Origin of the sequence: Enterovibrio makurazakiensis, assembly GCF_050336585.1 — a bacterium.
In the GTDB taxonomy this organism is placed as follows: Bacteria; Pseudomonadota; Gammaproteobacteria; order Enterobacterales; family Vibrionaceae; genus Enterovibrio; species Enterovibrio gelatinilyticus.
This window is the reverse complement of the sequence record NZ_JAKJSE010000013.1, coordinates 168,290-178,060: the sequence shown is the minus strand read 5'-3', so window position 1 is coordinate 178,060 and position 9,771 is coordinate 168,290. Positions and strand designations below refer to the sequence as shown.

Sequence of the window (9,771 nt, the reverse complement as noted above, 5' to 3'; positions counted from 1 at the left end):
CCGCCGTCTGTGCCATCGCCACCGTCGCCATCGCCACTGTCTGTGCCATCGCCGCCGTCTGTGCCATCGCCACTGTCTGTGCCATCACCGCCGTCTGTGCCATCGCCACTGTCTGTGCCATCGCCACCGTCTGTGCCATCGCCACTGTCTGTACCATCACCGCCGTCTGTGCCATCGCCACCGTCGCCATCGCCACTGTCTGTGCCATCGCCGCCGTCTGTGCCATCACCGCCGTCTGAGCCAACTCCGCCTTCAGAGCCACCGTCTGACACACTTTTTTTGGTCAATAGAATTTCAACGTCACCTTGCAAACCACTAACACTGATGTTTCGTCTAACATTCAAGTAGTCATCGTGGGAAATCGAAAGCGTATGATTACCACTGGGAAGAAAGAACAACGCATTGCCCGACGTATCAGTTTCTTTGGTCTTATCCCCCACACTCACGGTGGCATTTAACACTCCCTGATTTGTGTCTTTGTTCATCAGTGTGACGTTAAGTTCGTGAGTGACCACGTTACCAGCACTTGCTTCATCACCGCCTCCTCCTCCGCCACAGGCGGACAATATTGAGACAAAACATAAAAGAGTAAGTAACTTAATGGTATTCAAGGGGATACGTCCTATTTACACAACTATTCGGAATTTCTATTCGGCCCTCCCTGAAAAGAAAGCGCTTTCTTTTCCGAGTATAAGTCCCCTTGTAACAAAAAATTTATGGACGCTCACACTTAATGAAACCTCTGAAATTATTACTCTTCACTTCCAATAAATAAGACATTAATCATGCGCCACGATAAAGATCGTGTTGAAGATAAAGGGAGTCGTTTGCTTGGGAATGACTCTATAGTTCCAATGAATGAACAACGATATTAGGCAAAATCGGATACAAAAAAAGCGCCTTTAAAGGCGCTTTCTCAATCAGTTGAAGATTACTCTTCTACAGGCTTTTTCTTCTTAACCATAAAGACTTGCTCGCCCACAGAGACACCTTGATAGAAGCTTTTGTTACGCTTCTTCGGCGCGTCTTTCTTAGCAGCAAGCTTGTTAGTTTTCTTCGCTTGAGTCGGTTTCTTACTAAACGTTTTCTTACGTTTTGGTACCAGACCTTTAAACTTACCAGCCAACCCTTCGAAGGTAGCAAAAGTCATTTTCTTATCAAGGAAGCCTTCAATGCTTTTGAAGCTATTCCAGTCTTTCGGGCCAACAAACGAAATCGCAATGCCTTTGTTACCTGCACGACCAGTACGGCCAATACGGTGAACATACTCTTCCGAGTGTTTTGGCATATCGAAATTCACCACATGTGAAACGTTTGAGATATCCAACCCACGCGATGCGAGATCAGTCGTCACTAATACTTTGTGCAGACCACGCTCAAACTCATTCATGATGCGATTACGTGCGCTTTGGCTCAATTCGCCACTCAGCGCAACGGCTTTAATACCGCGTTCAATGAAGATATTTGCTAGACGGTCAGTGTCAGCCCGTGTTGCTGTGAACACCATCAACTGTTGGTATTCTTCATCCGCCAATACGCGGTCAAGCAATGCTTGCTTATGATCGAGGTGATCACACAAGTAGAAGCGCTGCTCGATGTCTTTGTGTTCTTCGTTGACGAAGCCAATCGCAACACGCTTTGGATCGTTCAGCATATCCGCTGCGATGTCGTTCACTTGATGGTGGTCAAGTGTTGCAGAGAACATCAGCGTTTGACGACGACGATGTCCTGCTGCTGCGTTGATTGCTTTTAGTTGTGGTGCAAAGCCCAAATCTAGCATGCGGTCAGCTTCATCAAGAATCAGCATTTCTAGCCCTTCGAGACTCAAGTGACGATGCTCTAGGTGATCAGCTAAACGACCAGGCGTTGCAACAACAAATACTGGATCTTTGCGGAATTCTTTTGCTTGATCATTGAAGTTCTCACCACCAAGGATCAACACGGCTTTGTATTGTGTACCCGCAATCAGTTTGCGCAATTCACCATATACTTGCTTTGCCAGTTCACGAGTTGGCGCAAGAATGACAACGCGAGGGTCGCGACGGGTTAACGCTTTGGCGCGCATAACGCGTTGCATCGCTGGGAGCAAAAAGGCCAGTGTTTTACCTGAGCCCGTTTTAGACGACGCCAACAGATCTTTTCCTGCATTTACTACAGGAATGGCTGATGCCTGAACATCGGTAGCCGAATCAAAACCCCAATGTTCAATGGTTTTTAGTAGGCGTTTGTCTAAACCCAGGTCTTCAAATTGCAAGGTGATACTCCAATGTTTCTTTATAGTATGTTTCTTTATATACAGGTCGTTACTGCGCACTACTCATGATACTTCGCGCGCTGATACACCCACAAAAAATAGCGGCAAATCTTACCATATTTCTTGAGCACCACACATTTTTATTGTGTTTGATCACACTTTCATAGCCATTCACGATCTAATCTTCGGTGATTTGCGTTTCGAAATGTAGCGTAACGACTCACAGACTAAGGCGAGAACACGATTAATGACAGCTACTACCCCTATTTACGCATGGAAACGTTTCACGCTTGAAGCTCGCGAACAAACCCTGCCAAACGGAATAATTACGGAACACATTACGCTGACACACCCCGGCGCAGTGCTCATTCTGCCTGTCGCAAACGATGGTAAATTGGTTATGGTTCATCAATATCGTCCTTCCATTGACCGCTGGATCTATGAGTTTCCGGCGGGCACCATGGAATCAGGGGAACATCCTGAAACTTGTGCAAAACGCGAACTGTCTGAAGAAGTACAGTTAGCGGCTTCGGAATGGCACAGTGTTGGAGAATCGCTTCCCGCTCCCGGGTTTTGTGATGAAACGCAGTACCTCTATGTCGCCAAACAGGTCAGTGCCACTGATGGTGAGCTAGATGAAGACGAGATTATTGAAGTTGTGCATTTTTCTGTAGATGAAGTGGCGCATATGATCGCCAGCAACGAAATTCAAGATAGCAAAACCATTGTCGCATTTTGTCGTGCTCAACTCTTAGGGCTCATAGGCTGAGTAACGCCTAGCCAGTCTCTCATTCCTCCTTTGTATCCTGGCCAACTGGCTTTCCCTGCGACCTAAGCCAACTTACATGGCTTAGGTAATCGGCACGTCGATCACAACGTGCCTTTTAAACAAAGTGTTAACATTGACATCCGACCAGTTGAGCCATTAACGTAAGTGGAGCAATTTCAACTCAAGGAAGACCAATGAAAAAGACTCTTGCCCATGCTAACCGAATGCTAAAGCTATTCGGATTCTTCAAAGTCCCTTTGATTTGGTATTGCCGCCCTAAGATTCTTGTACTCAACGAAGAGCGCGTTCAAATTCGAATTCCGCTTAAACGTAGAAACAAAAACCACCTGAATAGCATGTATTTCGGCGTTTTGGCTGTTGGCGCTGATGTGGCAGGCGGTTTTATGGCAATGAGTAAATCAGAGTCTCGAGGAAAGAAAATATCGCTCGCATTCAAATCAGTGACCGCGGAGTTCCTAAAGCGTCCAGAGGCAGATGTAATCTTCACATGTGACGACGGAAAACTCATCGATGAGATGCTAGATCAGACAATAGCAAGCGGCGAGCGTGTCAATCAACCCGTCAGAATCACAGCCACATGCCCTACTTTACATGGTGATGAACCGATGGCGATCTTTGATTTAACGTTATCGGTAAAAGCAATAAACTGATTTTTTCACACAACTTTGCTGGATAGGCCAAAAAAATCCAATAAGTCTCTAAAATGAAATAACTATTTCTTTGCCCTTTTATTGTTTTCGTTATTAGACTTAAGTATTAAAGCGAATTCAGCGGAGTCTGTTTTGGGCAAAAAAATAAGCGACTTTTTTCAACTCGATACAGCGCCCGGCATCATTCTTATTGCCTCCGCTTTTTTAGCACTCATCATTGCTAATTCCCCCCTTGCTCCCTATTACCTCGCGCTTCTCGATACGCCTATTCACTTCAAAGTAGGTTCGCTAGATATAGAGAAGAATTTATTACTCTGGATCAATGATGGTTTGATGGCTATTTTCTTTCTCCTCATTGGTTTAGAAGTAAAGCGCGAGTTAATGCAAGGCGCACTTCGCACGCGATCTAGAGCCATGTTCCCGCTAATGGCTGCTGTCGGTGGGATGGTTGTGCCTGTCCTGATTTTTGTCGTACTCAACGTGAATGACCCTCAAGCGCTAGGAGGCTGGGCAATTCCTGCAGCGACCGATATTGCCTTTACCTTGGGTGTGTTAGCACTGTTTGGAAAGCAAGTTCCTGTCAGCTTGAAAGTGTTTCTACTCGCGTTAGCCGTAATAGATGATCTCGGTGCGGTCATTATTATTGCGCTGTTTTTCAGTAGCGACTTGTCCGTGATTGCACTTTCAATTGCCGTGTTAGCCAGCATGACGCTGTTTTACATGAACGCGAAAGGCGTTGCTCGTTTAACCGGCTATTTGCTTGTTGGCGGCATCCTTTGGGTTGCCGTGCTGAAATCAGGTGTGCATGCAACTGTCGCGGGGGTCATTCTTGGCTTCGCTATTCCACTACGAATCAAGCATCATCGCATTCGAAGTCCATTACGCTATTTGGAACACGGTATTCACCCATGGAGTAGTTTTGCCATTCTCCCGCTCTTTGCTTTTGCAAACAGCGGCGTGCCGCTCGATAATTTCAGTCTATCCATGCTAGCTGAACCACTACCACTAGGAATCACCTTAGGTCTGCTTTTCGGCAAACCCATTGGTATTTCTCTCGCTTGCTATATGTCGATCAAATTAGGTATTGGCAGCATGCCGAAAGGAATTCAATTTATACATGTTATGTCAGCCTCCATTTTGTGTGGTATTGGCTTTACCATGTCGATATTTATCACGACCCTCGCTTTCCCGGGCACAGATAACCACGCATTGGTTGATTTATCACGTATATCCATCTTCATAGGTTCAATACTCGCCGCGGTATGTGGTTACCTCGCATTAAAATACTCCTTTAAGACAGCGTCACGTCCATTAATCGACGAAAGTCAGCCAGACTAACTTACCGCCCTTCTCCTTTGCTTTAAAAGAAACCTCCGCTATACAAGGATTGTCATATCATTGGCATATTCTTGTTTAGCGGATTCTTCCACCTATACACGCGAAAGAACTTTGGATTTTTTTCACTCGGTGGTTTCCTTTACATTTCCTGAATCTTAAGTCACCAACACGTAAACCTAGCAAGCATCAGCAAAAGGCATTTTGTCATCGAAAAGTCACAAATTATGCAAGTCCCCTGGCCCAAGTTTTTTGGCAAAAACCCCGCCTATTGACATTTATAGAACCCGCATTCCATCTATGCTCGGCAACGTAGTCTACCGAGTTATCAACCGTTTCTGTGGATAAAAATAAATTTATCCACACCCGGAAATTAAACGTAAATCATTGTTATGATTGCATATAATTAGTCACAGTTATCTGTGCTTTTTTTCTGGAAAATTTAGTATGTGATTTTCGGCAAAAAATAGAAATTAAAAAGGCCTGCAAAATATACAGGCCTTTTGACGGTGAAATTACCCTTAGTGGGCTGAGGAATATTTCACTCGATAGAAGATGCGATACAGTACCGGCACCACGATCAATGTCAGCACTGTAGCGAAGCCGAGCCCAAACATGATTGTTACCGCCATCGGTTTGAAAAATACATCAGGCAATAGCGGCAGCATACCAAGGACAGTCGTAATTGCAGCCATACAAACTGGACGAACGCGACTCACTGCCGCATCGACGATGGCATTGTAAGGTTCTTTTCCGCTCTGCATTTCAATGTTGATTTGGTCAATTAACACAATGCCGTTTTTGATCAACATCCCCGACAAACTCAAGAAACCAAGTAACGCCATAAAACCAAATGGTGTATCAAGTACTAATAGGCCAGTTGTCACACCAATGACAGCCAAAGGCACGGTTAACCAAACAATCAAAGAGTCTTTTACCGAGTTAAACAAGAAAACTGTAATCAAGAACATGAACAGATAACCAAGTGGCATCGTGGTGAACAGGCTTTCTTGCGCATCACCCGATGATTCATATTCTCCCCCCCATTCAATGCTATAACCTTTAGGCAAGGGAATGGCTTCGATTTCAGGTTTTACTTTTTTAAGCAAGGTGGTCGCTGTCACGTCTTTTAGGGGATCAGGGTCAGCGAATACCGTCAATGTACGCTTACGGTTTTCTCGTACAATTAGTGGATCTTCCCAAATCAGTTCGTAGCCTAAAATCACCTGCTGAAGGGGAATGAAGTCATTAAGTACAGGGCTCCAAATCTTGATGCCTTCGATGGTTTTAACATCAACGCGTTCAAGTTCTGGCAGTCTTGCCACAATCGGCATTAGCGTTGTTCCGTCGCGATAGACACCCACATTTAATCCAGAGAAAGACATCATCAGAAGGTCATCAACATCTGACTTAGTAATGCCATAACGCCTTGCCTGACTCTCATTAAACTCTGGCTGAAGGATTTTTGTTCTCTCTCTCCAGTCGTGACGAACATTCACTACGTCTGGATCGCTTTTGAGTATGTCGACAACCTGAGCGGCAATCGATCGCAACACACTTGGGTCTGAACCGACAATGCGAGTCTCGATTTTTGAACCACTTGAAGGCCCTAACTCAATGCGCTTTAGCTTGTACTGAATGCCAGGAAACTCTTTTTCAATGTGTGATCTTACATCAGCCATCGAAGGCAATACCGCATCATAGTCTGACACCCGGATAATCAACTCACCGTATGCTGAGTAACTTTTTTCAGGCGCATAGGTCAGCATAAATCGCTGCGTACCTTTACCTGTGCTGGTTGAAACATATTCAACCGACGACTGTTCACTCACCCATGACTCCAAGGAAGACAGTGTTTCTTGGGTTGCGCGGATATCTGTCCCTTCAGGCATCCAAACATCCACCATATAGATTGGGGTTGTTGAAGACGGAAAGAATGACTGTTTAAGCAGTGTAAAACCATAAAGAGAAGCAGCTAGTGCCGCACACAAAACAAACATGGTGAGATAAGCACGGCGCATACAAATATCTAAAAACTTTGTATATACCACGAACAACATACCGTTATAGGGATCGCTTTCGTCACCACTCTCATCTGCGTTTTGCTCTTTAAAAAACAAGTTGGCGAAAAATGGGGTCAATGTAATTGCAGTAAACCAACTGAGCATCAATGATATAAGCAATACAGTGAATAACGTTCCGCAATACTCACCAGTGGAATCACTTGACAATCCAATCGGCGCAAAGGCAGTGACTGAAATCACTGTTGCGCCCAATAATGGCCACTTGGTTTGCGTGACGATATCAGAGGCAGCCTCAATTCTCGTTCGCCCTTTCTTCAAGCCAATGAGTATACCTTCCACCACCACAATGGCGTTGTCCACCAGCATACCCAAGGCTATAACCAAAGCGCCCAATGAAATTCGCTGCAAATCGATTTGGAAATACTTCATGAATATGAAGGTACCCAACACGGTTAGCAGCAATATCAAGCCGATCAGTAGCCCTGACCTTAGGCCCATAAACAACAACAGCACCACGATGACAATCGCCACCGCTTGCGCCAGACTCACCACGAAACCTTTAACTGACGTGTCGACTTCTACCGGCTGCGCATACACCACACCAATATCAATGCCGATAGGTTGATTTTCCTTTAGTTCAGCCAAGCGGCGTTCAACCCGTTGACCGATCTCTACAACATTGACCCCTTCAGCAAATGAAATGCCAAGATTTAACGCCCTTTCTCCGTTATAAGAGAGTAAGTTGCTCGGGACGTCTTGGTAGCCACGCGTAATATCAGCAACATCTTTCAAATAAATCAGGCCACTAGAGCCCGCTTCATTAATGATGAGATTACCGAGCTCATCTACGCTTTTGAATTCTCCGGTTGGGTGAATTCGAATATATTCATCACCTACCCGCAATGCACCTGCATTGCTCACCACGTTCTGCGTCGCCAAAAGGTTGTAAATAACCTGCGGGGAAATCCCTAAATTCGACAGGCGCCGCATCGATATTTCGATAAACACTTGTTCTTTTTGTGAGCCCGTCACTTGTACCTTCGCCACCCCATCAACTAGCTCGAGATCTCGCCGAAGAAAGTCGACGTAATCCGTCAGTTCTTTTGACGAGTATCCTTCACCTGTTATCGCAAGCAAAACGCCATATACATCGCCAAAATCATCGATGACTTTCGGCGTATTGACTCCAGGAGGCAGGCTTCCTTGAAGATCATTCACTTTCCGTCGCATTTCATCCCAGATTTGGGGTAGATCGTCCGGGCCATAATTGTTCTTCATGGTTACCGTGATTTGTGACAAGCCACGACTGGAAATGGATGTGACTTCATCGACATACACCAGTTGCTGAACAGCTTTCTCTATCGGGTATGTGACTTCCTCTTCCACTTGCTGAGGCGTTGCGCCCGGGTAACTTGTCACGATAAGGGCATCTTTCAGTGTGAAGGCGGGATCTTCCAATCGGCCCAATCCAAAGAAAGACGTTGTGCCGCCAATAATGAAAATCAGTGTTAGCATCCAACTAATGACTTTATTTTTTATAAAGTAGCTCGCAATGGTCTGTTTCATCTGTTGGCGTCCTCTTCCATCAAGACATTGACGCGCTGGTTAGCACGCAGTTTATTCACACCTGCAGACACCACTTTTTCACCCATTTCCAATCCATCAACGACTAAAACACCTGTTGGCGTAAGGGCTCCAACAGTAACGTGTCGTTTTTCTACTTGATTATCTTCATTAACTATCCACACAAACTTATTGTTGCTATTCAACCCATCACCATCTTCGTTAAATATCGTTTCCAGTGGGACTTCGAGAATGTTCGCGCGTTCTTGAATTAATCCGGTTTCCTTAACCACGACTTCGACGGTCATGCCATCCAAAATGAATTTGTCTTCAGGCATTGGCATGGTTAAGGTCACCATAAAAGAACCTGTGGTGGGGTCAGGTTCAGCCGTAAACTCCTTCACCTTTGAGGTATATGTTTTTCCATCATCGGTTTGAACGCTTGGATTGATCACTCGAGAGTTCTCTTCGCGGGTTCGGTCACCGTGGCGAGTAAACATGACATCAGGCACTTGGATCCGAATATCAACTTGTGTGGCATCATGAATATTGAGTATGGTCTGCCCGATGGCTACATTCTCAAATTGCTCCACGGGAACACGGCTCACCACGCCATCAACAGGTGCTTTCAGCGTGGTGTAGGAGAGTTTAAGTTTTGCAATGTCCAATTCCGCTTTTGCAATCTGACGCTGTGCAGCCAACTCATCAAACTGTGATTTCGCCAAGGAACCTTTTTCAACAAGCGGTTTGGAGCGACGATACTGACTATCTGCCACATCAAATTTGGCTTGCGCATTGTCAGCAGCCAACTTGTAGTTAATGGGATCGATTGTTGCGAGCACCGTATCTTTTTTAACGACCTCTCCGGGTTTAACAAAAATCTTGTCAACTTCACCTGCGACCAAAAATGACAAGGCAGCTTTGTCGGCCGCTGCTGCAATCGCTGGAAAATGCAATTGGCTCTCAGAATCATTCCCACCGACGTCAAGCACCTCTACGTTTTGTACGGGTATGTGTGTGGTTGTTGGAGCCTCTGAACAAGCGGTCAAAACAAAAAGCGCAGTCAAGGACAGCGCGACATATTTCACTGGTCTGGATTTCACCTGGATTCTGCTGAAGGATAGGTGATGTTTCTCTGTATAAAGATTTTCCATC

Annotated in this window: 7 protein-coding genes; 3 read left to right on the top strand and 4 right to left on the bottom strand. The window is 45.4% G+C overall.

The genetic code is table 11. The features are described from left to right. Both L4D06_RS11430 and L4D06_RS11425 read right to left on the bottom strand, forming a co-directional pair. Positions 1-611 (bottom strand): peptidase associated/transthyretin-like domain-containing protein (locus L4D06_RS11430; RefSeq protein ID WP_489685844.1); only part of this gene is annotated, 611 nt, incomplete at its 3' end. Positions 612-931: 320 nt separating this feature from the next. Beyond that, positions 932-2,254 carry a DEAD/DEAH box helicase gene (locus L4D06_RS11425; protein ID WP_429739487.1) on the bottom strand — a complete coding sequence of 441 codons (1,323 nt, stop codon included), beginning with the start codon at positions 2,252-2,254 and terminating at the stop codon, positions 932-934. A 247-nt stretch (positions 2,255-2,501) separates the two neighbouring features. Here L4D06_RS11425 and L4D06_RS11420 point away from each other — a divergent pair, with 247 nt between their 5' ends. The 3 genes from L4D06_RS11420 (at position 2,502) to nhaA (ending at position 5,032) form a co-directional block, all read left to right on the top strand. Then, on the top strand, positions 2,502-3,023 hold the full coding sequence (locus tag L4D06_RS11420) for an NUDIX hydrolase (protein WP_429739485.1): 522 nt from the start codon (positions 2,502-2,504) through the stop codon (positions 3,021-3,023). 194 nt (positions 3,024-3,217) lie between these two features. Further along, positions 3,218-3,694, top strand: a complete 477-nt coding sequence (locus L4D06_RS11415; RefSeq protein ID WP_274163249.1) for a PaaI family thioesterase — start codon at positions 3,218-3,220, stop codon at positions 3,692-3,694. A gap of 132 nt (positions 3,695-3,826) precedes the next feature. Further along, positions 3,827-5,032 carry a Na+/H+ antiporter NhaA gene (nhaA, locus tag L4D06_RS11410; protein WP_429739484.1) on the top strand — a complete coding sequence of 402 codons (1,206 nt, stop codon included), beginning with the start codon at positions 3,827-3,829 and terminating at the stop codon, positions 5,030-5,032. A gap of 518 nt (positions 5,033-5,550) precedes the next feature. Here nhaA and L4D06_RS11405 read toward each other — a convergent pair. Next, positions 5,551-8,619, bottom strand: coding sequence for an efflux RND transporter permease subunit (locus tag L4D06_RS11405; protein ID WP_429739482.1), 3,069 nt, complete (start codon positions 8,617-8,619; stop codon positions 5,551-5,553). Beyond that, on the bottom strand, positions 8,616-9,770 hold the full coding sequence (locus tag L4D06_RS11400; protein WP_429739496.1) for an efflux RND transporter periplasmic adaptor subunit: 1,155 nt from the start codon (positions 9,768-9,770) through the stop codon (positions 8,616-8,618). Before L4D06_RS11400 ends, L4D06_RS11405 begins: the two co-directional genes overlap by 4 nt. Between the last annotated feature and the right edge of the window lies 1 nt (position 9,771).

Excerpts from the sequence above, each read along its gene's own strand:
- L4D06_RS11415 (WP_274163249.1), top strand. The coding sequence starts at position 3,218 with ATGAAAAAGACTCTTGCCCATGCTAACCGAATGCTAAAGCTATTCGGA.
- L4D06_RS11405 (WP_429739482.1), bottom strand. The coding sequence starts at position 8,619 with ATGAAACAGACCATTGCGAGCTACTTTATAAAAAATAAAGTCATTAGT.
- L4D06_RS11420 (WP_429739485.1), top strand. The coding sequence starts at position 2,502 with ATGACAGCTACTACCCCTATTTACGCATGGAAACGTTTCACGCTTGAA.
- L4D06_RS11400 (WP_429739496.1), bottom strand. The coding sequence starts at position 9,770 with ATGGAAAATCTTTATACAGAGAAACATCACCTATCCTTCAGCAGAATC.